Here is a 25648-nt window from a genome sequence, read left to right on the forward strand (position 1 = left end):
GTTTCGATTCCGGCTTGCAACAATCAACATAATTCTCTAGATGCTGCCCATGAGCACCCATCCCGATACTATCCTTATCATTGACTTTGGCAGTCAGGTCACGCAGCTGATAGCGCGGCGTGTGCGCGAGGCCGGAGTCTATTCCGAAATCGTGCCGTTCCAGCTGGCAGATGAAGCGTTCAAGCGCATCAATCCGAAAGCTGTGATCTTGTCCGGCAGCCCGCATTCGACCACCGATATCGGTAGTCCGCGCGCACCACAGGCAGTGTTTGAAGCCGGTATTCCGGTTATGGGCATTTGCTATGGTCAGCAGACCATGTGCGAGCAGCTGGGCGGCAAGGTCGAAAGCGGCCATGACCGTGAATTCGGTCGTGCGTTCCTCGAAGTGAACGAGGACAGCGCACTGTTTTCCGGCATCTGGGCCAAAGGCACCCGCCATCAGGTTTGGATGAGCCACGGTGACCGTGTGACAGCCCTGCCGGAAGGCTTTAAGGTTGTCGGCACATCGCCGAATGCACCATTCGCAGCCATTGCCGATGAAAAGCGCAAATATTTTGCGGTGCAGTTCCATCCGGAAGTGGTGCACACACCGGACGGCGCGAAACTCCTGCAGAATTTCGTCCATAATATTGCTGGCATCAAGCCGGACTGGACAATGTCCGCCTATCGCGAACAGGCTGTTGAAGCTATCCGCAAACAGGTTGGCAAAGGCAAGGTTATCTGCGCGCTTTCAGGCGGCGTGGACTCTTCCGTTGCAGCGCTGCTCATCCATGAAGCGGTTGGCGATCAGCTGACCTGTATTCTGGTTGATCACGGCCTGATGCGTAAGGATGAAGCGGCACAGGTTGTTGCAATGTTCAAAGAACATTACAACATGCCGCTGGTTCTGGTGAATGCGCAGGATCGTTTCATCTCCGCTCTGGAAGGTGAAACCGATCCGGAAGTGAAGCGCAAGACCATTGGCCGCCTGTTCATTGAAGTGTTCGAAGAAGAAGCTGCTAAACTCGGCGGCGCAGACTTCCTCGCGCAGGGTACACTCTATCCTGACGTGATCGAAAGCGTATCTTTCACCGGTGGTCCTTCTGTGACGATCAAGTCGCATCACAATGTTGGTGGTCTGCCTGAGCGCATGAATATGCAGCTCGTGGAACCGCTGCGTGAACTCTTCAAGGATGAAGTGCGCGTTCTCGGTAAGGAACTCGGTCTGCCGGACAGTTTCATCGGTCGCCATCCGTTCCCGGGGCCTGGTCTGGCAATTCGTTGCCCGGGCGGTATCACCCGTGAGAAGCTGGAAATCCTTCGTGAAGCCGATGCAGTCTATCTGGATGAAATCCGTAAAGCCGGTCTCTATGATGTGATCTGGCAGGCATTTGCCGTGTTGCTGCCGGTGCAGACCGTTGGTGTTATGGGCGACGGTCGCACATACGAATTCGTTTGTGCGCTGCGTGCGGTAACGTCGGTTGACGGTATGACCGCTGATTTCTACCACTATGATATGGACTTCCTTGCCAAGGCAGCGACCCGTATTATCAATGAAGTGCGCGGCATCAACCGCGTGGTCTATGATATTACCTCGAAGCCTCCGGGCACCATTGAGTGGGAATAAGTTGAAGAACAATGCGCCAATCGGCGCATTGTTTTTTTCTGGAGCATTTCACAGTCAAGTTGATCCAATTTGACGTAGGGATAATGCGACAAACTAAAGAATCCAGAGCGAGCATTGCGATCCAACATGAACGTAAACCGCTTTGGGTATGATCAGCGCATAAACCTGAGCGGGCAAACGAATGAACAGCAGCGAAAAGATTTACTCCGGCAAGACCAAAGACCTCTACGCCTTGGAGAACGGCAACATTCTTCTGGTGTTCAAGGATGATGTAACCGGCTCGGATGGTGTGATTGATCCGGGTGCAAATACCGTTATCGGTCAGGTTGAAGGCAAGGGTCGTAAATCTCTTGGCATGACGGATTATTTCTTCAAGCGACTGCATGCTGCTGGCGTGCCTACCCATTTGGTCAATCTTGATCTTGAAAAGGGCACGATGGAAGTTCGCCGTGCCGAGCCTTTGGGCAAGGATATTAACGGCACCGGCGGCTTTGAATTTGTTTGCCGCACCCGTCCTTGGGGTAGTTTCATTCGCCGTTATCAGCAATATATTCGTAATACCGAACAGAAATTTGACTATCTCGTTGAAATTACTGTGAAAGACGATGAACGCGGCGATCCGCTTATCAATGATGACGCCATCGTTGCTCTCGGCCTCTTAAGCCCTGACCATCTTGCAAAGGCTAAGGACATTACCCGTAATGTGTGCCGTATTGTAGAAGCTGATCTGCGTGGTTTGGGTCTGACGCTGATCGATATGAAGATCGAAATCGGCCTGATCGACGGTGAAGTCGTGGTTATCGATGAGATTTCCGCTGATGCCATGCGCGTTATGGATGAAACAGGCAAAGTGCTTGAACACGGCAAAGTCTATGAAAAGCTGATCGGCTGACTGAGAAAATATTTCTATCTTCTTTTCATAAGTGAAACGGATAATAAAAACACCGCCGCAGTTGCGAAAACTGCGGCGGTGTTTTTATGTCCGGAGATTGAAAACCTGCCCCGAAATACAGCTGATTACGGGGCAGATTATAATTATTTCACAACAATGCGTGCACCAGGCTTTACGCGGGAATGCAGGTCGATAATGTCCTGATTGATGAGGCGGATACAGCCTGCGGAAACGCCTTTGCCGATCGATGAAGGTTTATTCGTGCCGTGGACACGGTAATAGGTGTCGATGCCGTCTTTATGCATATAAAGTGCGCGCGCGCCCATCGGATTTCCCGGGCCGCCGTCAACGCCGTCTTTGTAGCGCAGATACTGGTTCGGATTGCGCTTGATCATGTTCTGGGTCGGCGTCCAGCGCGGCCATGCGGCCTTATGCGCGATAATTGCATCGCCGCCGTTAAAGCCGCGTGCTGCGGGGCCGACACCCACGGCATAACGGACAGCCTTGCCTTCCGGCAACACAAAATAGAGATAGCGGGCAGGCTGGTCGACAATAATGGTGCCCGGTTTTTCTGTGGTCTTGTAATCGACAACAGTCCGGCGGTGTTCCGGTTTCAGCTTGGCCAGATCAATGGCAGGGATCTGGTAATTCTGATCCGTCATTGCGCGATACATATACGCGGCGCTGTCAGTTTCCGGTGTCGCTGCCGGTGCTTCCGGCTCGGATACCGGTTCCGGTTTCACCGGCTGCGGCTGGGTTACGCTGGCATTGAGCACAGGTGGCGGATTCTGGACAGTGGTACAGGCAGAAAGAGCAGCAGCGCAGGCGAATAACAGGGATAATTTCAGCGGGGATAATGACACGGACAAACCGGCTCCAGTTTTTAGCAATGAAGACAGCTTGCTCCCTCGCGATACTAAGGTTTTCTTAAGCGTCTACAAAGAGTTTACCAAGTGATCAATTATTTTTACAAAGATTGGGCGAATGTCAGAGGGATGGTATCTTTTTGGCAACGCTCAGTTCTGCGCAGGGCAGGGGAATGCAGAGCGGTTACTTGCCGCGCTTCGGTTTCTGTCCCGATAAATGCTGGCACATATGGGACTGGAAAACAGTAATCGGTTGCGGCTTGGAGAAATAAAAGCCCTGAAGGTACTGGACGCCTCTTTCCTGAAGATAATCGGCCTGTTGGCGTGTCTCGATACCTTCTGCGATGATCCGGAGTCCCAGTTGCTGCGACAGATCAATAATGCTCTGCAAGACATGGCGGGAGAAGTCATTGCTGCCGATGCCGGTAATAAAGCTACGGTCAATCTTGAGCAGATCCGCCTGAAACTCTTTCAGATAATTCAGATTGGAATGGCCGACACCAAAATCATCCAGGGCGATCAGAATACCGGCCTGACGCAACGTATGGATTTGCTGTAAGAGTTCCGGCGTTGGATCAATTGCTTCACGTTCGGTCAGTTCCAGCATCAGCCGTATCTTGTTTTGCGAAAACTGACTCAGGAAATAGTGACAGCTTTTGATCAATTCAGGATCAGCCAGATAGACTGCGGAAACATTGATGCTGATATGGAAACCGTCCGGAAGTTGTTTCTCCAGCGGTGTAAATTCTTCCGCAACGCGCCGGATCAGGGCTGCCGTCATCGGAATAATCAGTCCTGAACGCTCCATAAAAGGAATAAAACTGTTCGGCAGGATCATACCTTCAAGCGGATGATCCCAGCGGGTCAGCACTTCCGCGCCAACCCATTCATGGGTGTCGCTCCGCACAATTGCCTGATAATAAGGGATAAATTCATTGTTGCGAATGGCGCGCTTGGCCTCAGCAGTCATGTTGCGGGCATTGACCGTCATCCGGTTTGTTGCAAATGCACTCAGCCCGCCAAGAATGACGAGCAGGATGATAAGCGGCAGATGGCGGGATAAAATATAGTCCCGTAATGCGCCGCTGTGAAAACCGGTCTCAACCGAAAACGGATATTTATCGGAGCGGTCGCGGATCAGAATGCTGTTGCTGGTTCCTGCAGATATGTTGCGGACTTTGCCGTCCTGCTCAAGCCGGTAAGAACCGATAATCAGCGTTGTTGCCGGTGTCATCTCATGACTGTTGAGCAGCTGAATGATATGCAGGCCGTCAATACCGGCCAGAATAGAGGACGTGCCGTTTTTCCACCGGTAGAGCAAAATTGCACGGTCAGGAGAAACTCTGTTTCCGGCGATTAAGGCCAGACGGTCATCATAAAAATGGGCGCTTGTTACAGGCAGCCGCGTGTCACCGTAAATCGTACTGCAGGTAATAGTATCATTTTTGATGACTGCCAGTGATCTGACAAAGGATGTCGTAGTGGCTTTGATGCGCAGTGTCTCGACAATCTCGGAGCAGGGCCTGTCAATCAGGGGGGCAGCGTCTTCGGTCACTTTTCTCGCATTATCGAGAATATCATCAACATGTTCAATAACGGCGCGGCTGGCTGACTGGGCTCTTTCGTGTAGAGCATTGCCGGATTGCCAGTATAAAATCGGCAACCCCAGAAGTATAGGCGTGAAAAAAGCCAGCAAAACGACAATGATATGTCGTGCTGTATAATTGCTTTTTCCGAGCTTAAACTGACGATGCCAAATCACTGCAAAGGCTTTCGTATTTATCTGTCTTTCCTCCCATACAGGGAAAGACTTAGGATTCAGTGTAAAATTTCATTTTTTGGTTTAATAAAACAACATTTCTCTTTGTGTTTAGCTGTATTTTTTAACCGTGCAGAGCGCAGCAATGTCCCCTTGACTTCGGTTTATACTGCTGTCTTTATCGGGCTTGCGATGACTCAGATTTATCAATCCGCATCGCAGTTTTTTCTTCATACAGAACTGAAATGACAGGGCCGAGATTGCTGACTTTTTTTGTCGTTAATCACATGATGGAACATTTCTCAGGACTTAATGTCGGCTAGTTTCAGCCGCTGCGAAGTGCTGATGCCCTTTCTGTATTGCTAATCCGTATCATCCGAAATTCACCGGCCTAGCCGATGCTGCTTGCGGGCGTATTGCGTCCTGTAATCATCGCTATGATTGTAATCACCGTCTGAATATAGGCGGTGGTGATGCCGTGTAATCTGCAACGCTTCCTGTTCTGCAGGACGCGTTGTGATGTCATTGATATTGGTCAGTGCAAAGCGCATCAGCTGTGTTTTCTCGCAGCACATCCATTCTTCACACAGGCTCCTTGAAATTCATAGCGGCTTGCCGAGGATTTGGCACGCCTTGCGATTTGCTGCGCCTGTGTTTCCCCGAAAATAAAGGAGACACCATTGCATCTTACACCTCATGAAACCGACAAGCTGATGCTTGTAACCACCGGTCAATTGGCACAACGCCGTCTCGCACGCGGGTTGCGTCTCAATTATCCGGAAGCCATTGCCCTGATCTCACTGGTCATGCTGGAGCTGATCCGCGACGGTCAGCACTCAGTCGCTGAACTGATGCGCCTCGGCAGCACCATTCTCGGCAAGCGTGAAGTCATGTCCGGTGTTGCCGAGATGATTGACGATGTGCAGATTGAAGGCACATTCAAAGACGGCACCAAACTGGTTGCTGTGCGCACGCCGGTCAGTGCTGACAAGGGCGATATGAAACTGGCGCTTTATGGCAGTTTCCTGCCAGTTCCAGCTAAAATGCAGGATGATGCAGAGATCGGTATTGCCGGTCAGGTTATCTGTGCAGAGGGCGATATTGCGCTCAATGAAGGGCGTGAAACTGTCACGATCAGCGTCACTAATACCGACAGTCGTCCGGTACAAATCGGCAGCCATTTCAACTTTGTTGAAACCAATCCGCGTCTGAAATTCAATCGTGAAGCAGCCTATGGCAAACGTCTGGATATTCCTGCGGGGCTGGCTGTGCGCTTCGAGCCGGGTGAGACCAAGGAAGTTACACTGGTCGCGATTTCCGGCAATCAGATCATTCGCGGCGGCAATAATCTGGTCGATGGCGCGGTGGATGCGGACAATAAAGCACGCACACTTTCCCGCGTGAATGAGCGGGCTTTTGCCGACAGTCGCAGTGCTGAATGAGCGCTTGCATCATAGATTTTACACAACAATTTAAGCTTGCAGAGTGCCGGATATATGCATCACGCCGCGCTCTGCCGATAAGGATAAAACATGGTCTATAAAATAACCCGTGCAGATTACGCCAAGTTTTTCGGCCCGACCAAGGGTGATAAAGTTCGTTTGGGCGATACCAATCTCTATGCGGAAGTCGAGCATGATTACACCGTTTATGGTGACGAATGCATCTTCGGCTCCGGCAAGGTCATCCGTGATGGTATGGGGCAGGCAACGGGTGTCAGCAGTGATAAGGCACTGGATTGTATCATCACCAATGCGCTGATCATTGATTATACCGGCATCGTTAAAGCTGATATCGGCATCAAGGATGGTAAAATCGCCGGTATCGGCAAAGCCGGTAATCCGGATATTATGGCTGGTGTGCATCCTGATCTGGTGATCGGGGTAAATACAGAGGTGATCTCAGGCGAGGGCTGTATCGTCACCGCCGGTGGTATTGATACGCACTTCCATTATATCACGCCGTCACAGCCAATTACTTCGATTGCCAGCGGTTTAACCACGGTGCTCGGCGGCGGTACTGGTCCTGCAACAGGCTCAATGGCGACCACCTGCACGCCAAATCCGAACTACTTGCATAATATGATGCAGGCGACCGATGATCTGCCGCTCAATGTGATCTTTACCGGTCGTGGCAGTTCATCCCGACCTGAAGGTATGCGCGAGCAGGTTCTGGCCGGTGCTGCTGGTCTGAAGCTGCATGAGGACTGGGGCACAACACCGGCAGCTATTGCAACCTGTATGGATATGGCTGACGAATATGACATTCAGGTCACCATTCATATGGATTCCGTCAATGAAAGCTGCACGGTGGAAGATTCCATCAAGGCTTTCGGTGGTCGCTCCATCCATGCCTATCATGCGGAAGGTGCAGGCGGTGGTCATGCGCCGGATCTGATGCGCATCTGTGCGGAAGCCAATGTGCTGACCAGCTCCACCACGCCGACTTTGCCTTACACCGTGAATACGGTGGAAGAGCATCTCGATATGCTGATGGTCTGCCATCATCTGGATAAGAATATTCCGGAAGATGTGGCTTTTGCAGCCAGCCGTATCCGTGCCAATACGATTGCTGCCGAAGGCGTGCTGCATGATATCGGCGCGATTTCCATGATGACATCTGACAGTCAGGCGATGGGGCGCGGCGGTGAAGTGATCATGCGGACATGGCAGGTCGCCGATCAGATGAAGGCGCAGCGCGGAAGCCTGCCGCAGGATGGTGCGGGAAATGATAATTTCCGTATCAAGCGCTATATCGCCAAATATACCATCAATCCGGCAATTGCCCATGGTATCAGCCATCTCATCGGGTCAGTTGAAACCGGCAAAGTCGCTGATCTGGTGCTGTGGAAGCCGGCATTCTTCGGCCAGCGTCCTGAGCTGGTGATGAAGAGCGGTTTCATTGCCTATGCGCAGATCGGCGATGCCAATGCTTCGATCCCGACACCGCAGCCGGTAATCATGCGCCCGATGTTTGGTGCTTTGTCTTCCGGTATCGGCAAAACATCGATCCTGTTTGTTAGTCAGGCATCGGTCAATGACGGTAATGTGCTGAATCTCGGCCTGAATAAGCGTATCGAGCCGGTTGTTAAATGCCGTGGTCTGACCAAGGCTGACATGAAGCTCAATGATGCATTGCCGAAAATCACCGTTGATCCGAAGACGTATAAAGTCAGTGTTGACGGCGCAAAGGTCGGGGCGGAGCCGGTTTCTGTCGTGCCGCTCGCGCAACGTTACAACCTGTTCTGATTATTAAAGACAGCACGCCGTGTAGAAATATGCGGCGTGCTGCTACGAAAAATATTGAATGTCCGGTTGCCGGATAAAACAGGCGCTCTAATTACGAGGCACTGTCGTTACAGCAATATCGCATCATTCTAAAATAATAATATTCCTTATTCTGTAACGCATCAAAAGACAGCACATCTTTCAGGATTATCACTGCAAAAGGAGATAGCTATGGGTAGTCAGCTGACAATTGTATTGGTGCACGGGTTTTGGGGCGGTGCCGCCCATTGGAGCAAAGTTATTCTCGAATTGTCCCGTAAAGGATATGACAAAATCCGTGCCGTGGAAATGCCGCTGACATCTCTGGCAGATGATGCGGAACGCACCCGCAAAATGGTTAAACAGCAGGAAGGCAAAGTTTTGCTGGTCGGCCATTCCTATGGCGGAGCGGTTATTACCGAGATGGGCAATCTGCCAAATGTTGCCGGACTGGTCTATATTGCGGCCTTCGCACCGGATACAGGGGAAAGCCCCGGTCGTATCAGTCAGGCAAATCCGCCTGCAGCCATTGCCAATCTGGCTCCGGACAGTGACGGCTATCTCTGGATTAATTATGACAAATACCATGAAAGCTTCTGTCAGGATATGAGCGCAGATGAAGCGCTGGTAATGGCTGTAGCGCAGAAGGCGCCAATTGCCACAACATTCGGTGATAATGTGACCGACCCTGCATGGAAACATAAGCCGGTCTGGTATCAGCTTTCAACGCAGGATCACATGATCCATCCGGCCAATCAGAAACATATGGCTGAACGGATGAAGCCGCGTAAACTGATTGAGCTGGATGCAAGTCATGCCTCACTGGCTTCCCGCGCGGCAGAGGTTGTAAATCTGATTGATGAGGCTGCAAAAGCGCTCGGCTAAAGCTGTTTCTATATTGATCTTACCTGATCGCCGCTATGATGCGGCCTATTAAAAAGGAGTGTGTCGCAGTGTTCACGCGCGACACATTCCGGTGTTGAACCAGCCTGTCATCACGATTTTACCTGCGAGATTCCGGTGCATAAAGCCTGCACAGCGGAGTGCCGGAGGGTGCTGTGCATTTACGCGACCGGCTATTCATGATAATGGCGAAAATGTGGCGTTGTTTTATCCCGCCGGATCAGGCGCTATAAAACAGGTCGTCTCCCGTGGACTGCAGCAGGTTTTGCTATCAGGATTTTGCGAGGAGGCCATTCATCTGCAAGACGTCAGAATGCTTTCTTACCAAAGACTGACAGGGAGCTACCATGCTGGAAAAGCTTTTCAAATTACAGGAACATAAGACCAATGTGCGCACAGAAGTGCTCGCCGGTCTGACAACGTTCCTGACAATGTCCTATATCATTTTTGTTAATCCGGACATTCTGTCCTCGACCGGCATGGATCGTAATGCGATCTTTGTCGCGACCTGTCTTGCCGCAGCGCTTGGCTCTATCGTGATGGCATTTGTTGCCAACTGGCCGATCGGTATGGCACCGGGCATGGGTCTGAACGCGTTTTTTGCTTTCACCGTTGTCGGTATTATGGGCTTCACATGGCAGCAGGCTCTGGGCGCTGTCTTTATCTCCGGTGTGATTTTCTTCATCCTCACCATTTCCGGCATCCGTAGCTGGCTGGTTGACGGTATTCCGAAATCCCTGCGCAGTGCGATTGCTGTCGGTATCGGCATGTTCCTTGCGCTGGTCGGTATGAAAAGCTCCGGCATTATTGTCGGCAGCGAAGCAACCTTCATCACTCTTGGCGATCTGACCAAAACCGGCCCGCTGCTGGCGATCTTCGGCTTCTTCGTGATGGCCGTTCTGGATGCGCTGAAAGTGCGCGGCGCAATTCTGATCGGTATTCTGGTTGTGACCGTTCTGTCGATCATGCTCGGCGTCAGCCAGTTTCAGGGCGTATTCTCAGCACCGCCAAGCCTGATGCCGACATTCATGCAGCTCGATATTATGGGCGCTCTGCATGTGGGCTTCCTGCAGGTTATTCTGGTTTTTGTGCTGGTTGAAGTTTTTGATGCAACCGGTACGCTGATCGGCGTGAGCAAGCGTGCAGGCCTCATTCCTGAAGGTAAACCGAACCGCCTGAACCGCGCTCTGTTTGCTGACAGTACTGCAATTATCGGTGGTTCCATCATCGGTACCAGCTCGACAACGGCTTATGTTGAAAGCGCTTCCGGCGTTCAGGCCGGTGGCCGCACAGGTCTGACAGCACTGGTTATCGCTCTTCTGTTCCTTGCAGCCTTGTTCATTTCACCTCTGGCCGGATCCGTTCCCGCCTATGCAACAGCGCCGGCGCTGATCTATGTCGCCTGTCTGATGATGCGTGAAATGTCTGAAATCGAATGGGACGATGTAACGGAAGCTGCACCAGCCGCTCTGACAGCTCTGGGCATTCCGTTCACCTATTCGATTGCCAATGGTCTGGCCTTCGGCTTCATCAGCTATGTTGTGCTCAAGGCCGGTTCGGGTAAATGGCGGGTTATTCATCCGGCAACTTGGATTGTTGCGGCATTGTTTGTGATCCGCTTTGCCTATGTGCATTAAAGCATAGTAATCCTGATTATTACTATGTTGAGCCGCAGCGCTGGAAAGCTCTGCGGCTCAACACATTTGGTTGTTCTTTCAGATCGCTCTCGATCTTCATGAACCGGCATGATACAGCATGGTTCTCAATGTTAAGCGCCGGCTTCTTTGTCCGGAAATTGCTTGCGAATATACCATAACAAAATGAGCGTATTTTCCTGAGGCAGTCAGGCCGGAAAATGCTTTGAAAACCCGGCCTGTGCCGGAAAAAGCTGTCGGGAGGCGGCTGAACATGACTGCAATTACGCAGACAAATACAGGTAATCGCTGGGGGCGGGAGGTCATTTCGTCCTTTAAACTTGGCTGGCCGCTGATTTTTACGAATCTTTCGCAGGCAGCGCTGACAGCAACGGATGTCATTCTGATCGGGCGTCTCGGCGCCGATACGCTGGCTGCCGCCGTGCTGACCACCAGCTTTTATCATTCGATGATGATCTTCTGCATGGGGCTGGTTTCCGCCACGCTGCCGATGATGGCGATGGCGCTTGGCCGCAACCGCCATTCCGTGCGCGATGTGCGCCGCACTGTGCGTCAGGGATTCTGGACAGCGATTATCATCTGCATTCCGTTCTGGGTGCTGCTGTGGAATGCGGAATCCGTATTCCTGTTTATGGGGCAACGGCCGGATATTGCCGCGCATTCCGTGCAGATGATGCATACGCTGCAATGGGCGATGCTGCCATATCTCGGCTATATCGGTCTGCGTTCATTTCTGGCGGCAATGGAGCGTCCGCTCTGGACATTGCTGATTGCGGCTTTTGCTATCGTGTTCAATGCGATTGCTGCCTATAGCCTGATTTTCGGTAAATTTGGTATGCCGGAAATGGGTCTGCGCGGTGCCGGTATTGCGACCACAGCCTCCAGCTGGATGATGTTCTTCGGTCTGGTTGTCGTTGTCTGCACCCATAAGAAATTCCGCCGCTACCGTTTGTTTGGCCGCTTCTGGCGTCCTGACTGGCCGCGTTTTCTTGAATTGTGGCGCATCGGTTTGCCAATGGCGCTGACCTTTGCTTTCGAAACCACGATCTTCTATGCGGCTGTGCTGATGATGGGTAAAATCAGCCCGACATCGCTGGCTGCGCATGCGGTCGCGATGCAGATTGCTTCCCTGAGTTTCATGGTGCCGCTCGGCTTCGGACAGGTGGCGACGGTGCGTGTTGGCCGTGCCTATGGCGCGGGTAACCGTGAGGCCGTGGCCTATGCAGGCTGGAGTGCCTATGCTTTGGGGGTCGGCTTCATGGGCGTGATGGGGCTGCTGATGATCCTGATGCCGAAGGTGTTTATCAGTGCGTTTTTGGATATTCGTGATCCGGCCAATGCGGAAGTGATCCGGCTTTGCATATCATTTCTTGCTTTTGCGGCATTGTTCCAGATTGTTGACGGGGCACAGGCGGTGGCAGCGGGTATGCTGCGCGGCTTGCGTGATACACGCATTCCGATGTTTTTGGCACTGCTCGGCTATTGGGGCGTCGGCTTACCACTTGGCGCGCTGCTGGCCTTTACCTTCAATTTTGAAGGGATCGGCGTGTGGATCGGTCTGGCGACGGGACTTGCAATTGTCGCCGTGCTGATGACACAGCGCTGGATGCGCCGCGACAGTCTCAGCAATGTGGTCTATGTCTGATAAAAAATGGCTGCGGAACAGATAAGTTCCGCAGCCATTTTCATTTCTGTGACCGGAAATTATTTCCGCATTGAATCCAGTGTTTCGTGATTTTTCTCGACTTCCTGCGCTTTCATATAGCTTTCAATCAGAAGCTGGTAAGGCGGGAAAATCAGAGTATAGACTTTGGCCCATTCCGCCGCATCATCACGGTTCCAGCTGCGCTGAATTTCAGAGGCTACTGCTGCGGTATCCATCGGAATAACACCGGCCTGCGTCACCCGCGCCAGCGTAATTTCCTGAGCCATTTTGGAATAGGTGCCGGAAGCATCAACAACGGCAAAAACTTTATATCCGTCATAGACCGCTGAAATCGACGGAAAGGCCATGCAGACACTGGTAATTGTACCGGCAATAATCAGGGTCTTGCGACCTGTTGCTTTGACGGCAGCAACGAAATCCGGATTATCCCATGCATTAATTTCGCCTTTGCGGGCAACATATTTGGCGTGAGGGGCATTCTCATGAATTTCCGGTATCAGCGGGCCGTTCGGCCCCTGCGGCACTGATGCAGTGGTGATAACCGGAATTTTAGCCAGTGTGGCGATCTTGGCCAATGCGGTTGCATGGGCGCGTAATTCTGTCATGGGCATATCGCCGACGGTCTGAAAAAGCCCGCTCTGGTGGTCAATCAGCAGCATAACAGAATCTTCTGGATCAATAACCGGCCGCTGACCGTTAAAATTGGCAATGGTTGATGGAATATTCATTTCGACGTCTCCCTTGGATTAAATGTCAGGCTGAATCATTTCATCATCTGCCGGTCTCACGAAACTGGGGGGCAAGGTGAGACCGGCAGCGCATGGCCGGATAAACCGGTCATGAAAGGGGTATGTGTCCGAATTGGCCATTCTGAAAATCGCGGAGGGCGGAGCTGATTTCTTCCGTGCTGTTCATTACAAATGGCCCATGAATAACGACAGGCTCGTCAATTGGTTCCCCGCTGAGAACCAGAAAAGAGGCATTATTGTGCGCTTCTATCCAGACATCCGTGCCGTGGCGATCCAGCAAAACCAGCTGAGCCTCACCGGCCTGCTTGTCATTATTGATTGTCACTGAGCCGCTGAGCACGACCAGCATTGCCGTATGGCCGTCGGGAATAGTCAGGGTTGCAGTCGTGTTCTGCTGCAGGCTGACATCCCATAAATTGACGGGAGTGAAGGTACGGGCAGGGCCTTTGACCTTGTTATACGCACCGGCAATAACGCGCAGGCTGCCTGCCTTATCCGGCAGGTCAACAACTGGTATCTCTGCACTCCGTAAGTTCTGATAGCCGGGTTCTGCATTTTTATCTTTCGCAGGCAGATTGACCCAGAGCTGAACCATTTGCAGCGTGCCACCCTGTTCAGTAAAGGCGCGCGAATGCAGTTCTTCATGCAGGATGCCTTTGGCTGCCGTCATCCATTGCACATCGCCCGCACCGATCGTGCCGCCTTTGCCGGTTGAAACCCGATGTTCGAGTTCGCCCTGATAGACAAGGGTAACCGTTTCAAAGCCGCGATGCGGATGAATGCCTATGCCCCGCCGGTCACCGGAGGCATGACCGGCAGGGCTGAATTCTGCCGGACCTGCATAGTCAAGCAGAAGAAACGGACTGACATGCTCGCCGTGGCTGGCATGGGAAAACATCGAACGCACAGGAAAGCCGTCGCCTACCCAATGCGGGCGGGGGCTGCTGTAAACGCCTAATACCTTTCTCATTGTCTGTCTCCTGTTGTCGCTTGCAGCAAATGCTGTGTGCGTGTTGATGACAGGAAGATATGAGTGAGACAAAGAATGCGGTAGTCAGTAAAAATGCACTACAATGTCTGAAAAATGAGACAATGATGTAGCGCTTTATGATAATGCGATTATATTCTATTTCATGAAGGATGACACAGGGAGTTTCCATGCAGGATCTGAATGATCTGAGATTTTTCGTGGTTGTGGTGGAGCAGGGCGGTTTTGCAGCTGCGGCGCGCAAGCTGAATATGCCGCGCTCCCGTCTCAGCCGTCGCATCGGTTTGCTGGAAGACAGTCTCGGTGTGCGGTTGATCCAGCGCACGACCCGTCATTTCGCGGTGACGGAAGTCGGGCATGAATATTACCGCCATTGTGTGGCTATGCTGGTTGAGGCAGAGGCTGCGCAGGAGGTGATCGACCGGATGCGTTCGGAACCGCAGGGTATTGTGCGGGTCAGCTGTCCGTCCTCGATGATTTATTTCCAGATCGGCGACATGATTGCCCGTTTCATGCAGGAAAATCCGAAAGTTGATGTGTTGCTGGAAAGCACAAACCGCCGCGTTGATGTGCTGCGGGAAGGTTTTGATCTGGCAATCCGCGTGCGCTTTCCGCCGCTTGATGACAGCGATCTGGTTATTCGTAAACTGGCGGAAAGTCCGCAACGCCTTGTCGCCAGCCCGTCGGTGATTGCTGAAATTAACCGGCCTTTGGTGCCGGCTGATCTGGCTTCTTTGCCAAGCATGGCATGGGATCCGCTGCGGGTGGACCATGAATGGTGTCTGGAAAAAGCGGATGGCGCAACCGCCAGAGTGCATCACAAACCGCGTTTGATAACGGAAGATATGGTGGCGCTGCGTATGGCCGCAATACATGGCGTCGGGGTCTGTCAGTTGCCGACAATGGTTATCCGGGATGATCTGCGCGAAGGGCGTCTGGTCGATGTGCTGCCGGAATGGGCACCGCGCACCGGTATTCTCCATGCGGCGTTTCCGTCGCGGCGCGGCTTGCTGCCTTCTGTTCGCTCGCTGCTGGATTTTCTCGGCAATGAATATGCAAAAATCGCCCGTGAAGAAACGGATTACAGCCTGACATAAATAAAACAGGGCACCGGATGGTGCCCTGTTTTATGTCGTGGAGATTATGGCTTCCAGCGCAGCAAGCGCATGGCATTGGCTGTCACCAGAACCGTGGCACCGGTATCGGCCAGAATGGCTGGCCACAGACCGGTAATGCCGAGAATGGTGGTAATCAGGAACACCACCTTCAATCCAATGGCGAGCGTAATATTCTGCTTGATATTCGCCATGGTTGTTTTTGACAGGTCAATCATATTGGCAACGTCAGTCACGCGGCCATGCATGATCGCGGCATCAGCAGTTTCGAGCGCCACATCAGTACCGCCGCCCATGGCGATACCGAGATCGGCAGCGGCCAGTGCCGGAGCATCATTGATACCGTCACCGATTTTCGCAACCACCTGTTTACCGGCTTTCAGTTCACCGACCACGCGGCGTTTGTCTGCCGGCATCATTTCCGCATGGACTTCCATGCCGAGATCGCGGCCGATCGCTTCTGCCGTACGGCGGTTGTCACCGGTCAGCATGATGGTGCGGATACCCTGAGCCTGCAGTGCTTTGATACCCTGACGCGCATCTTCACGCGGCTCATCACGCATGGCGATACCACCGGCAAGCTGATCGCCGATCATCAACAGCGAGACGGTCTTGCCCTGATCGTTCATATCGGCAATGCGCTTCTGATCCGCATCAGAAATGCTGGTCTTGGCGGCAATGGCTTTAGGAGAGGCCAGCAGAATGGCTTTGCCGTCAACCGTGCCGGACACACCCTTGCCACCGAGTGCCGCCCCGTCATGTACTTGCGGCAGAGCCAGTTTCTTGTCTTCCGCAGCCTTGAGAATGGCAACAGCAAGCGGATGGCTTGAGCCCTGTTCAACGGCCGCCGCATAGCGCAACACTTCTTCTTCCGAACTGCCAAAGGCGATAATGTCGGTAACAACAGGCTTGCCTTCTGTCAGCGTGCCGGTCTTGTCAAAGGCGGCAGCCGTTACATGACCGGCGCTTTCCAGCACCGCACCACCCTTCATCAGCAGACCACGGCGGGCACCGGAGGAAAGACCGGCAGCAATAGCGGCAGGGGTGGAAATAACCAGAGCACAAGGGCAGCCGATCAGCAGAATAGCCAGACCTTTATAGATCCATTCATTCCAGTCACCACCGGCAACAAGCGGCGGTATAATCGCCACCAGAGCAGCAAGGATCATCACCGCAGGTGTGTACCAGACCGAGAAACGGTCGATAAAACGCTCGGTCGGTGCTTTGGATTCCTGTGCTTCCTCAACCTGCGCGATAATACGGGCAATGGTGTTGTTCTGCGCAGTGGCCGTGACTTTAACCCGCAAGACAGCATCGGAATTGATAGTGCCTGCGAAAACCTTGTCGCCGACTTCTTTATTCTTAGGCGTACTTTCACCGGTCACAGGGGCTTCATTGACGGCGCTGTTTCCGCTGATAATTTCACCATCGGCGGCAATACGGTCACCCGGACGCACCAGAATGATTGTGCCAAGTGCGAGGCTTGCCGCATCCTGCTCAATAATCTGGCCGTCTTTTTCCACACGCGCGGTTTTTGGCACCAGATCGGCAAGGCCACGGATGGAGTTACGGGCACGGCGTGCGGCCACACCTTCCAGAAGCTCACCGATCAGGAACAGGAAGACAACCATCGCGGCTTCTTCCACAGCGCCGATAAACAGTGCGCCGACAGCGGCAACGGTCATCAGTGTTTCAATAGAGAATGGTGTGCCGAAGCGGGCACCGGCCAGAGCGCGGCGGGCAATCGGCACCAGCCCCACCAGCATTGCAGCGGAGAAAATATAGATTTCATATTGCGGAACAAAATGGCCGAGAAGATAGGCTGCAACCAGTGCCGTACCCGCAGCAATTGTTAGTTTGGCTTTGCCCTGCTGCCACCAAGGTTTGCTGTCTTCATCCGTACCATGATCATGCATATGCAGAGGTGAGGCCTCTTTAGCCTGCACTTGTTTCTGCTCGTGTGCATGACTGTGACTATGGTCTTTATGATCATGCGAGGCATGATCGTGGCCGCTGTGGTCATGCCCTGCGTGATCATGATCATCATGACTATGCTTGTGGTCATGGCCGGAGCAGCAGGCATGTGCTTCGGTTTCCGGCTCTGCAACAGCAGCGCCTTGATTGGCACCCATATAGCTGGATTTATAGCCGAGTTTTTTCAGCTGGCCGGTAATGGCATCAGCTTCGACACCATTATGGGTCACTGTCATTGTGCCTTTGGTGACCGAAACATTGACATCGCTGATCTGTTTGCCAAGGCGGCGCACAGCGGTGTCAATTTTCATGGCGCAGGAGGCGCAATCCATGCCTTCGACGCGGAATTTATCCTGACGGACGGGACCGGACATCTCCAATTTCCTTTTCTCTTGCATCTTTTGAGAAAGACCCTAAATGCTCTAGTGGCTATAGGAGCAAGCGGAAAAATGGACAAAAAAGGTTATACGATTGGCAAAGTTGCAGCACGCAGCGGTGTTAAGGTGCCAACTATCCGTTTTTACGAGCAAATCGGGCTGATCCGCGAGCCGGAGCGCACCGAAAGCCAGCGACGGGAATATGGCGCGGAAGATATTAAGCGTCTGACTTTTATCCGTCATGCCCGTGATCTCGGTTTTGAAATCAATGATATTCGTGAATTGCTGGCAATGACTGAGACACCCAATGCGTCCTGTCACGAGGCAGATTCGATTGCGCGGCGTCATCTTGATGAGATTGAAGACCGGATTGAGCGCCTGTCAGCCTTGCGCGATGAATTACGCCGCATGGTGAGTGAATGTGATCACGGACGGGTTTGTGAATGCAGGGTGATCCAGATACTCGAAGATCACAGCCAATGCGGTCACGATCATGATCATCCGGCACAGACGCCGAAATAGCATTATCTATAAGAGAGGAATGGACGTGACTGTAACTATTTACGGAATTAAAAACTGTGACACGATGCGCAAGGCACAGGACTGGCTGGCAGCGCAGAATATTGCCTTTGACTTTCATGATTATAAAAAGGCCGGTCTGGATCGTGCCAAGCTGGAAAACTGGTGCCAGACACTGGGCTGGGAAACGGTAATCAACCGCGCAGGCCAGACATTCCGTAAACTCGATGATGCACAGAAGCAGGATTTGACTGAAGCCAAGGCTATTGAACTGATGCTCGGCAATCTGTCGATGATTAAACGTCCGGTTCTGGAAAAGGACGGCAAATTGCTGGCCGGTTTCAAACCGGAAATCTACGCGGAATTTTTCGCTTAAATCTTCAAACTGCCGTTCTCTGTTCTGTCAGAGAACGGTTTGTCTTTTATGCAGCTCAGGTTCCGCCAGATAATCCTGATAGCTGACGCAGCGTACATCCTGACGCTTGCACACATCACGGGCAAAACGCTCCAGCGCATTCCAGTAAGCGCCGTTATTCATCAGCACAAAGTGGAAGCCCATTTGCAGCGGAATACGCTGGCCGTCATATTGTTTGTTGAACGCATTCATAAAGGCATCATAACTGCGCTGCTCAAATTGCGCTGCCTGTTCCGGTTTCTCTTTGCCGCCCGAATGACGCACATAGAGATTATAGTCCATGGCAATCACGGGTTTGCGGGCAGGGCCTTCCGGTATCAGCGGCAGGCCGAAACTTTTGAGACCTGCAAGATTCTTTGGCAATTCAGGCCCTGAGGTCACGCCGCTGGCCTGATAGGCAAAACCGCTTTCACGCAAAGCTGTCTGCACCGGCTTGTCATCGGAGAGATAGGGCGCACGAAAGCCGGTGATCTTGTTATAGACCAGATCTTTCCAGCCTTCCGGTTCGCCGTCAATTTTATTGGCGCTCCATGCATTGCCGACAATAGTGCGGAATGCCTGAATTTCCTGCGCCCATTCTTTTGCCGTCCAGCTCTTGCCGTCAAAATGGCCGCAACCGTGGCTGGCAATTTCATGGCCTTCCAGATTGGCTTTCCACACCTGATCGAGACGGGTGGCAATTTCTGCTTTATCCTGTGCAAAGCCGACATTGGAGCGGCCTGCTTTCATACGCGGTGGCTGATATTGCGCACGGTCTGCGCGTTCCAGATAAAAGACGCAGGAAAGAAAATAAGTGAAATGTGCACCGGTTTCCTGTCCTAATGCGCGGCTGCGCTGCCAGAGCTTGTTATCATGCGCGCCGTCAAAGGAGATAATCACCACCTGTTTCGGGCGGGTATCAGCCGGTTTTTCCTGTTGCTGAGGCGCTGCGGGCATATCGGGCATAGCCTGCGCAGCCGTGGCCAGACACAGAGAAACCGCAAAACCGGAAAGAAGAGACTGATACATGAAAACGAAAGCTCATTGCGAAATCGGAAGCGGATTGATTAGGTATGAAATGTGGCAAAGCACAGGCAGAGAGCGCTCTGCGTCTGAATAGATGCACAAAGATGCTCTGATCTCTTGATACTGTGCCATTGATTTGAGCGCTAGAGCGGTTAACGTCCAGATTGGATCATAGCGCTCGCTCTAGATTCTTTATTTGGTCGCATTATCACGGGCGTCAAGTCGATCCAACTTGACTGTGAAATGCTCTAAGCAGCGCAAATTAAGGAATTATGCAGGAATTCGCAATCAGGACTACCATCTGTCGGCGATTCCGACTAAAAGCCGGATAGGTGTGTTAAGTCGCGGGCTGTGTATATAGTCCGTGCTCTTGATGCATATTCGATAATCTTGACAAGTTTCACAGGGTATTCATGACAGACGACAGCTTTATCCGCGAAGTCAACGAAGAGCTCCGCTCAGAACAGGTGCGCGCTGTATGGCGGCGTTTTGGTCCGGTTTTGATCGGTGGCGCGGTAGCCGTTGTTATCGGTACAGCCGGTTATGTCGGTTATGAATATTGGCGCGAGAGCAAAGCGGCAGTGTCGGGCGATCAGTTCCTGACCGCGCTTGATCTGGCCGGTGAAAAGAAAACAGATGAAGCCCTGAGCGCTCTGAAGAAGCTGGAAACCGAAGGTGCAGGGTCTTATCCGGTTCTGGCACAGTTGCGCACAGCAACATTGCTTGAGCAGAAAAAAGACATGGCCGGTGCGGTCACTGCTTTTGATGCGGTTGCGGCAGACAGCAAGGCACCGGTTGCCCTGCGTGATGTTGCCAAGCTTCGGGCTGCCTATATTCTGGTCGATACCGGCTCTTATGAAGATGTAGCCAAACGTGCGGAAACACTGAGCGCGGATGGTAATCCGATGCGCAGTTCTGCCCGTGAAGTGCTGGGTCTGGCGGCTTACAAGGCAGGTCGTGCAGACGATGCCCGCAAACTGTTCCAGCAAAATGCGGATGATGCGGCAATCCCTGCCAATCTCCGCCAGCGTGCCAATACAATGCTTGACCTGATGCGCAGCTCAGAGACTGCAGCAAAAGGCTGAAACACTCATTAGAGCGGGACGGTTTAAGTGCCGCTCTATAATACGGAAAAATAAGCTGAATGAGCTTTACACTCGCAATTATCGGACGTCCGAATGTCGGCAAGTCCACACTGTTTAACCGCATTGTCGGGCGCAAACTGGCGCTGGTCGATGATACGCCGGGTGTTACCCGTGACCGTCGTATTCACGACGGCAAGCTCTATGATCTGCATTTCAAAGTTATTGACACTGCCGGTCTGGAAATTGCTGAAGCCGGTACGTTGGAAGGCCGTATGCGCGCGCAGACCGAAGCCGCGATTGACGAGGCTGATGCGGTTCTGTTCGTGATTGATGCCAAAGCCGGTTTGACTCCGACGGATATTGAATTCGCGCAGCTGGTACGCAAATTCAGCAAACCGATTATTCTGGTTGCCAATAAATCTGAAGCCCGCGGCGCTGATGCCGGTCTTTATGATGCCTATCGTTTGGGGCTGGGTGAGCCTTGCCCGATCTCTGCCGAGCATGGTCAGGGTCTGCCTGATCTGCGCGACGCGATTGTGGAAGCCATCGGTAAAGAAAAAGCCTTCGCGGAAGAAAAAGCCGAAGAAGAGTTTACACAGGAAAAAATCGGCGCACTGGTTGGTGAAGACGTCAGCGATGAGGATGAGGAAATCATCCCTGAATATGACGCGACCAAGCCGCTGCGCATTGCCATTGTCGGACGTCCGAATGCCGGTAAGTCCACAATGATTAATACAATGCTCGGTCAGGATCGCTTGCTGACAGGCCCTGAAGCCGGTATTACCCGCGACTCGATTTCCGTTGAGTGGGAATGGCGTGGCCGCGAGGTTAAGCTGTTCGACACCGCCGGTCTGCGCCGCAAAGCGCGCGTGCAGGAAAAGCTGGAAAAGCTCTCCGTTGCTGATGGTCTGCGCGCTATCCGTTTTGCGGAAGTGGTGATTATCGTTCTCGATGCGACCATTCCTTTCGAAAAGCAGGATTTGCAGATCATTGATCTGATTATCCGTGAAGGCCGTGCGCCGATTATCGCTTTCAATAAATGGGATCTGATCGAAGACCGTCAGGCATTGCTGGCTGATCTGCGCGAAAAGACCGAGCGTCTGCTGCCGCAGGTACGCGGCATCCGCGCTGTGCCGATTTCCGGTGAAACCGGCCACGGCATTGATAAGCTGATGGAAAGCGTTGAGATGACGCACCGTATCTGGAATACGCGCATTTCCACAGGTCGTCTGAACCGCTGGCTCGAAGGTGTGATTACCCATCATCCGCCTCCGGCAGTGGCTGGCCGTCGTCTGAAGGTCAAATATATGACGCAGGTCAAGACACGCCCGCCGGGCTTTATGGTGTCCTGCTCGCGTCCTGATGTGATGCCGCAATCCTATGTGCGTTATCTCATCAATGGTCTGCGTGATACATTCGAAATGCCGGGCGTGCCGATCCGCCTGTCCTTGCGTACATCGGAAAATCCTTTTGCCGGACGGGCAAAGAAGAAACGCTGATGTCATCTTGATGATGTATTTTAAAATCCTGCCGGAAGTGTTCCGGCAGGATTTTTTATTGCCGGTAACAGATTGGCGGGAATGCAATGCAGCTGATTTTTCTGAGCCATCCGCAGGTTGTTGTCGATCCGGCCGTGCCGGTTGAGCGCTGGCATTTGTCACAAGCGGGCAGGGCTGCATTACAACAGTTTCTCGAGAGCAATATCTGGCCGGTGCCGGATATGATCTGGAGCAGTACGGAAACCAAAGCGCAGGAGACTGCTGCTTTATTGGGCGCGTATTTTACCAAGACTGTGCAGAGCCATATTGCCTTGGGAGAAAATGATCGCTCCGCAACGGGTTTCCTCCCTCCGGCAGAGTTTGAACAACTTGCTGACCAGTTCTTTGCCCAGCCGCATCATTCCGTGCGTGGTTGGGAAAGAGCGGTGGATGCACAGGCGAGAATTTGCACGGCAGTTCGTGACATTATGGATGCTGCTGCCAAGGCTCAGCATAAGAACATTATCATCTGCGGTCATGGAGCAACCGGCACATTACTTTATTGTGTGCTGGCCGGATTGCCGGTTTCCCGCCGCTATGATCAGCCTTCGCAGGGGCATTATTGGCACTATGATGACGGGGCAAAACAGATGCTGCATCATTGGCGAAGCATTAATGATCATACCTGACAGGGATTACAGTCTTGCATCGCGTTTCATGGTTCTGTAGTCAGAGAACATGCAGGTCCTGACAGTGCTGCCAGCTTGCAAAAAATTGCAGGAGTGCGGCATGGCACAAATTATTTCTACTGACATTTCATCTCTTGAACTGGCTGCAAATGCGCTGGGCACAGGCAAACTTGTGGCTCTGCCGACCGAGACTGTCTACGGACTGGCCGCTGATGCTACCAATGGTAATGCGGTTGCCGGTATTTTCTCTGCCAAAGGTCGCCCGCATTTCAATCCGCTGATTGCGCATATGGCAACGCTCGCAATGGCTGAACGTTATGTTCAGTTTGATGATCTGTCCCGTAAACTTGCGACAAAATTCTGGCCGGGGCCGCTGACACTGGTGCTGCCGGTGCGTGACGGCGCAGAGATTCATCCGCTGGTGACCGCGGGTCTGACAACGCTGGCCATTCGTATGCCGCGCGGGCCGGTGCGTGAGATCATCGCCATGCTTGACCGCCCGCTGGCCGCGCCGAGTGCCAATAGTTCGGGGCGTATCAGCGCCACCTCGGCACAGGCTGTGCAGGATGATCTGGGTGCCAAACTCGATCTGATCGTTGATGGCGGTGCCTGTGTAGTGGGGCTGGAATCCACCATTGTTAAAATCGAAAATGGTCAGGCATTTCTGCTGCGTCCGGGTGGTCTGGCAGCAGAAGAGATCGAAGCCTTTCTCGGCCAGCCTTTGCATCGTCTGGATCAGCGTGCGGCCATTCAGGCGCCGGGCATGATGGCGTCTCACTATGCGCCGGATGCAGCGATGCGGTTGAATGTCTCTGAAGTGCGTGAAGGCGAGGCGCTGCTGGGTTTTGGAGCGCAACGTGCAGCGGGGGCAGAAAATGCGGCTGCGGTGCTGAATCTGAGCCCTTCCGGTGATCTGCATGAAGCTGCCGTACATTTGTTTGATTATATGAAAAAACTGGATGCAGCAGGGGCGAAGACGATTGCCGTTGAGCCGGTGCCGCATCATGGTCTGGGCGAAGCAATTAATGATCGCTTATCCCGCGCGGCTGCGCCGCGCGATTAGTTGAATTTGGGCGGAAACAGATGATGACGATGTCAGAAGAGTTGATCGCGCGCTTCACTGCAATTGTCGGTGAGAAAAATGCACTCTGCGATCCCGCCGATCAGATTTCTTACTTAAGCGAGCCGCGCGATCTGTTTCATGGCCGCGCTGCTTTGGTGCTGCGCCCTGCATCGGTGGATGAAGTCTCAGCCATTATGAAACTGGCCTATGAGACTGCAACACCTGTGGTGCCACAGGGCGGTAATACCGGCCTTGTCGGTGCGCAGCAGCCGGATACAAGCGGACGGGCGATCATTCTCTCGCTGTCGCGTCTCAATAAAATACGCAACATTGACACGATCGGCAATCTTGTCACGGTTGAAGCCGGTGTGGTTTTGCAAAATCTGCAGGAAGCCGTGCAGGATGCGGGACGGTTGTTCCCTCTGTCCCTTGGCGCGGAAGGTTCGTGCCAGATCGGCGGCAATCTCTCATCCAATGCTGGTGGCACCGCTGTGTTGGCCTATGGCAATATGCGCGAATTATGCCTTGGTCTTGAAGTCGTCTTACCGGACGGGCAGGTGCTGAATGATCTGCGCCGCGTGAAAAAAGATAATACCGGCTATGATCTGCGTGATCTGTTTATCGGTGCGGAAGGCACGCTCGGGGTTATCACCGCGGCTGTGCTGAAAATGCACCCGCAGCCGAAAGGCAAAGCGGTCGCCTATGCCGGATTGCAGTCGCCGGAAGATGTGGTGCAGCTGTTCCGTTTGGCGGCCGATCAGGCGGGGCAGGCGCTGACCGGCTTTGAGCTGATGCCGCGCATTGGCATGGAATTTATTCTCCGCCATATTGCAGAAGCGCGTGATCCGCTGGAAAACGCCTATCCGTGGTATGTGCTGATTGAGATTTCTTCCGCCCGCTCTGAGGCGGATGCGCAGGAAATGATGGAAGCTGTTCTGACGCAAGGTTTTGAGACCGGACTGGTGCAGGATGCAGCCATTGCGCAAAATGGTGCGCAGGCTGATTTGTTCTGGAAAATGCGTGAGGAAATGTCTCCGGCGCAGAAGCCGGAAGGCGGCTCAATCAAACATGATATTTCTGTGCCTGTTGCTTCAATCCCTGCATTCCTTGCCGAAGCGGCGATTGCAGGTGAGGAAATGATCCCGTCTGCACGTGTGGTTTGTTTCGGTCATATTGGCGACGGCAATCTGCATTATAATGTGTCGCAGCCGGTCGGAGCGGATAAGCAGGCCTTTCTGGCACGCTGGCATGAACTCAACCATCGCATCCATACGATTGTGATGAGTTATAATGGTTCCATCTCGGCAGAGCACGGTATCGGCGCATTGAAGCGTGAAGAATTGCGTGCCTTTAAACAGCCGCTGGCATTGGAGCTGATGCGCCGGATCAAGCAGGCTTTTGATCCGAAGAATATTATGAATCCGGACAAGCTGCTTTGAACTGAGCCTTGTTAAAGTTTAAACATTGAGCCGCCGTTTCGTTAAGAAGCGGCGGCTCAATTGTTAAAAACAGGCCGCTTTGCCCACCGCTCATCATAAACGAGCGGTAAATATCCACATTCTGAGCAGCGAAAACGCG

21 protein-coding genes are annotated in these 25648 nt (G+C 52.8%); 15 read left to right on the forward strand and 6 right to left on the reverse strand.

What is annotated here, in order from left to right; genetic code table 11:
- Positions 1–49: 49 nt before the first annotated feature.
- Positions 50–1606, forward strand: coding sequence for a glutamine-hydrolyzing GMP synthase (gene guaA, locus KHQ09_RS05620; protein ID WP_213596916.1), 1557 nt, complete (start codon positions 50–52; stop codon positions 1604–1606).
- A gap of 181 nt (positions 1607–1787) precedes the next feature.
- Positions 1788–2498, forward strand: coding sequence for a phosphoribosylaminoimidazolesuccinocarboxamide synthase (locus tag KHQ09_RS05625; protein WP_213596918.1), 711 nt, complete (start codon positions 1788–1790; stop codon positions 2496–2498).
- Between the two features lie 143 nt (positions 2499–2641).
- On the opposite strand, the gene KHQ09_RS05630 is transcribed toward KHQ09_RS05625, so the two are convergent.
- Positions 2642–3361, reverse strand: a complete 720-nt coding sequence (locus tag KHQ09_RS05630; RefSeq protein ID WP_238481704.1) for a L,D-transpeptidase — start codon at positions 3359–3361, stop codon at positions 2642–2644.
- Between the two features lie 187 nt (positions 3362–3548).
- Positions 3549–5126 (reverse strand): EAL domain-containing protein, encoded by a 1578-nt coding sequence (locus KHQ09_RS05635; RefSeq protein WP_213596920.1) that lies wholly within the window; start codon positions 5124–5126, stop codon positions 3549–3551.
- 677 nt (positions 5127–5803) lie between these two features.
- On the opposite strand from KHQ09_RS05635, the gene ureB reads away from it, so the two are divergent.
- From ureB to KHQ09_RS05660, 5 genes are all read left to right on the forward strand, one after another.
- Positions 5804–6565, forward strand: a complete 762-nt coding sequence (gene ureB, locus KHQ09_RS05640; RefSeq protein WP_213596922.1) for an urease subunit beta — start codon at positions 5804–5806, stop codon at positions 6563–6565.
- Between the two features lie 90 nt (positions 6566–6655).
- The gene (gene ureC, locus KHQ09_RS05645) at positions 6656–8371 is read left to right on the forward strand and encodes an urease subunit alpha (RefSeq protein WP_213596924.1); all 1716 of its coding nucleotides are present in this window, start codon (positions 6656–6658) and stop codon (positions 8369–8371) included.
- A 210-nt stretch (positions 8372–8581) separates the two neighbouring features.
- On the forward strand, positions 8582–9274 hold the full coding sequence (locus tag KHQ09_RS05650; RefSeq protein ID WP_213596926.1) for an alpha/beta hydrolase: 693 nt from the start codon (positions 8582–8584) through the stop codon (positions 9272–9274).
- 365 nt (positions 9275–9639) lie between these two features.
- Positions 9640–10929: an NCS2 family permease gene (locus tag KHQ09_RS05655; protein WP_213596928.1), complete on the forward strand. Its 1290-nt coding sequence runs from the start codon at positions 9640–9642 to the stop codon at positions 10927–10929.
- 271 nt (positions 10930–11200) lie between these two features.
- Positions 11201–12592 (forward strand): MATE family efflux transporter, encoded by a 1392-nt coding sequence (locus KHQ09_RS05660; RefSeq protein ID WP_075654794.1) that lies wholly within the window; start codon positions 11201–11203, stop codon positions 12590–12592.
- A gap of 59 nt (positions 12593–12651) precedes the next feature.
- Here KHQ09_RS05660 and KHQ09_RS05665 read toward each other — a convergent pair whose 3' ends face one another.
- Both KHQ09_RS05665 and KHQ09_RS05670 read right to left on the reverse strand, forming a co-directional pair.
- The gene (locus KHQ09_RS05665) at positions 12652–13341 is read right to left on the reverse strand and encodes a hydrolase (protein ID WP_022711184.1); all 690 of its coding nucleotides are present in this window, start codon (positions 13339–13341) and stop codon (positions 12652–12654) included.
- Positions 13342–13450: 109 nt separating this feature from the next.
- On the reverse strand, positions 13451–14332 hold the full coding sequence (locus tag KHQ09_RS05670) for a pirin family protein (RefSeq protein WP_213596930.1): 882 nt from the start codon (positions 14330–14332) through the stop codon (positions 13451–13453).
- A 188-nt stretch (positions 14333–14520) separates the two neighbouring features.
- Between KHQ09_RS05670 and KHQ09_RS05675 the strand changes: the two genes are divergently transcribed.
- The gene (locus KHQ09_RS05675; protein WP_022711182.1) at positions 14521–15447 is read left to right on the forward strand and encodes a LysR family transcriptional regulator; all 927 of its coding nucleotides are present in this window, start codon (positions 14521–14523) and stop codon (positions 15445–15447) included.
- Positions 15448–15491: 44 nt separating this feature from the next.
- On the opposite strand, the gene KHQ09_RS05680 is transcribed toward KHQ09_RS05675, so the two are convergent.
- Positions 15492–17813, reverse strand: coding sequence for a heavy metal translocating P-type ATPase (locus KHQ09_RS05680; protein ID WP_213596932.1), 2322 nt, complete (start codon positions 17811–17813; stop codon positions 15492–15494).
- A 75-nt stretch (positions 17814–17888) separates the two neighbouring features.
- On the opposite strand from KHQ09_RS05680, the gene KHQ09_RS05685 reads away from it, so the two are divergent.
- Together KHQ09_RS05685 and KHQ09_RS05690 are read left to right on the forward strand one after the other, a co-directional pair.
- A complete protein-coding gene (locus tag KHQ09_RS05685; RefSeq protein ID WP_213596934.1) occupies positions 17889–18338 on the forward strand; it encodes a MerR family transcriptional regulator in 450 nt (149 codons plus the stop codon).
- Between the two features lie 25 nt (positions 18339–18363).
- Positions 18364–18711, forward strand: coding sequence for an ArsC family reductase (locus KHQ09_RS05690; protein ID WP_213596936.1), 348 nt, complete (start codon positions 18364–18366; stop codon positions 18709–18711).
- 27 nt (positions 18712–18738) lie between these two features.
- On the opposite strand, the gene KHQ09_RS05695 is transcribed toward KHQ09_RS05690, so the two are convergent.
- On the reverse strand, positions 18739–19758 hold the full coding sequence (locus KHQ09_RS05695; protein WP_213596938.1) for a polysaccharide deacetylase family protein: 1020 nt from the start codon (positions 19756–19758) through the stop codon (positions 18739–18741).
- A 410-nt stretch (positions 19759–20168) separates the two neighbouring features.
- Between KHQ09_RS05695 and KHQ09_RS05700 the strand changes: the two genes are divergently transcribed.
- The 5 genes from KHQ09_RS05700 to KHQ09_RS05720 all read left to right on the forward strand — a co-directional run bounded on the left by KHQ09_RS05700 (position 20169) and on the right by KHQ09_RS05720 (position 25509).
- On the forward strand, positions 20169–20840 hold the full coding sequence (locus KHQ09_RS05700; RefSeq protein ID WP_213596940.1) for a tetratricopeptide repeat protein: 672 nt from the start codon (positions 20169–20171) through the stop codon (positions 20838–20840).
- Positions 20841–20899: 59 nt separating this feature from the next.
- Positions 20900–22339 carry a ribosome biogenesis GTPase Der gene (gene der, locus KHQ09_RS05705; protein WP_213596942.1) on the forward strand — a complete coding sequence of 480 codons (1440 nt, stop codon included), beginning with the start codon at positions 20900–20902 and terminating at the stop codon, positions 22337–22339.
- Positions 22340–22425: 86 nt separating this feature from the next.
- The gene (locus KHQ09_RS05710; RefSeq protein WP_213596944.1) at positions 22426–23007 is read left to right on the forward strand and encodes a histidine phosphatase family protein; all 582 of its coding nucleotides are present in this window, start codon (positions 22426–22428) and stop codon (positions 23005–23007) included.
- A 100-nt stretch (positions 23008–23107) separates the two neighbouring features.
- Positions 23108–24070, forward strand: a complete 963-nt coding sequence (locus KHQ09_RS05715; RefSeq protein WP_213596946.1) for an L-threonylcarbamoyladenylate synthase — start codon at positions 23108–23110, stop codon at positions 24068–24070.
- A 20-nt stretch (positions 24071–24090) separates the two neighbouring features.
- Positions 24091–25509, forward strand: coding sequence for an FAD-binding oxidoreductase (locus KHQ09_RS05720; RefSeq protein WP_213596949.1), 1419 nt, complete (start codon positions 24091–24093; stop codon positions 25507–25509).
- Positions 25510–25648: the final 139 nt, after the last annotated feature.

Origin of the sequence: Pseudochrobactrum algeriensis (genome assembly GCF_018436245.1) — a bacterium.
Lineage (GTDB): Bacteria > Pseudomonadota > Alphaproteobacteria > Rhizobiales > Rhizobiaceae > Pseudochrobactrum > Pseudochrobactrum saccharolyticum.

What these genes read in the sequence shown, in the direction of transcription:
- guaA (WP_213596916.1), top strand. Translation starts at nt 50, where the DNA reads ATGAGCACCCATCCCGATACTATCCTTATCATTGACTTTGGCAGTCAG.
- KHQ09_RS05625 (WP_213596918.1), top strand. Translation starts at nt 1,788, where the DNA reads ATGAACAGCAGCGAAAAGATTTACTCCGGCAAGACCAAAGACCTCTAC.
- ureC (WP_213596924.1), top strand. Translation starts at nt 6,656, where the DNA reads ATGGTCTATAAAATAACCCGTGCAGATTACGCCAAGTTTTTCGGCCCG.
- KHQ09_RS05650 (WP_213596926.1), top strand. Translation starts at nt 8,582, where the DNA reads ATGGGTAGTCAGCTGACAATTGTATTGGTGCACGGGTTTTGGGGCGGT.
- KHQ09_RS05655 (WP_213596928.1), top strand. Translation starts at nt 9,640, where the DNA reads ATGCTGGAAAAGCTTTTCAAATTACAGGAACATAAGACCAATGTGCGC.
- KHQ09_RS05660 (WP_075654794.1), top strand. Translation starts at nt 11,201, where the DNA reads ATGACTGCAATTACGCAGACAAATACAGGTAATCGCTGGGGGCGGGAG.
- KHQ09_RS05665 (WP_022711184.1), bottom strand. Translation starts at nt 13,341, where the DNA reads ATGAATATTCCATCAACCATTGCCAATTTTAACGGTCAGCGGCCGGTT.
- KHQ09_RS05670 (WP_213596930.1), bottom strand. Translation starts at nt 14,332, where the DNA reads ATGAGAAAGGTATTAGGCGTTTACAGCAGCCCCCGCCCGCATTGGGTA.
- KHQ09_RS05675 (WP_022711182.1), top strand. Translation starts at nt 14,521, where the DNA reads ATGCAGGATCTGAATGATCTGAGATTTTTCGTGGTTGTGGTGGAGCAG.
- KHQ09_RS05680 (WP_213596932.1), bottom strand. Translation starts at nt 17,813, where the DNA reads ATGTCCGGTCCCGTCCGTCAGGATAAATTCCGCGTCGAAGGCATGGAT.
- KHQ09_RS05685 (WP_213596934.1), top strand. Translation starts at nt 17,889, where the DNA reads ATGGACAAAAAAGGTTATACGATTGGCAAAGTTGCAGCACGCAGCGGT.
- KHQ09_RS05695 (WP_213596938.1), bottom strand. Translation starts at nt 19,758, where the DNA reads ATGTATCAGTCTCTTCTTTCCGGTTTTGCGGTTTCTCTGTGTCTGGCC.
- KHQ09_RS05700 (WP_213596940.1), top strand. Translation starts at nt 20,169, where the DNA reads ATGACAGACGACAGCTTTATCCGCGAAGTCAACGAAGAGCTCCGCTCA.
- der (WP_213596942.1), top strand. Translation starts at nt 20,900, where the DNA reads ATGAGCTTTACACTCGCAATTATCGGACGTCCGAATGTCGGCAAGTCC.
- KHQ09_RS05710 (WP_213596944.1), top strand. Translation starts at nt 22,426, where the DNA reads ATGCAGCTGATTTTTCTGAGCCATCCGCAGGTTGTTGTCGATCCGGCC.
- KHQ09_RS05715 (WP_213596946.1), top strand. Translation starts at nt 23,108, where the DNA reads ATGGCACAAATTATTTCTACTGACATTTCATCTCTTGAACTGGCTGCA.
- KHQ09_RS05720 (WP_213596949.1), top strand. Translation starts at nt 24,091, where the DNA reads ATGATGACGATGTCAGAAGAGTTGATCGCGCGCTTCACTGCAATTGTC.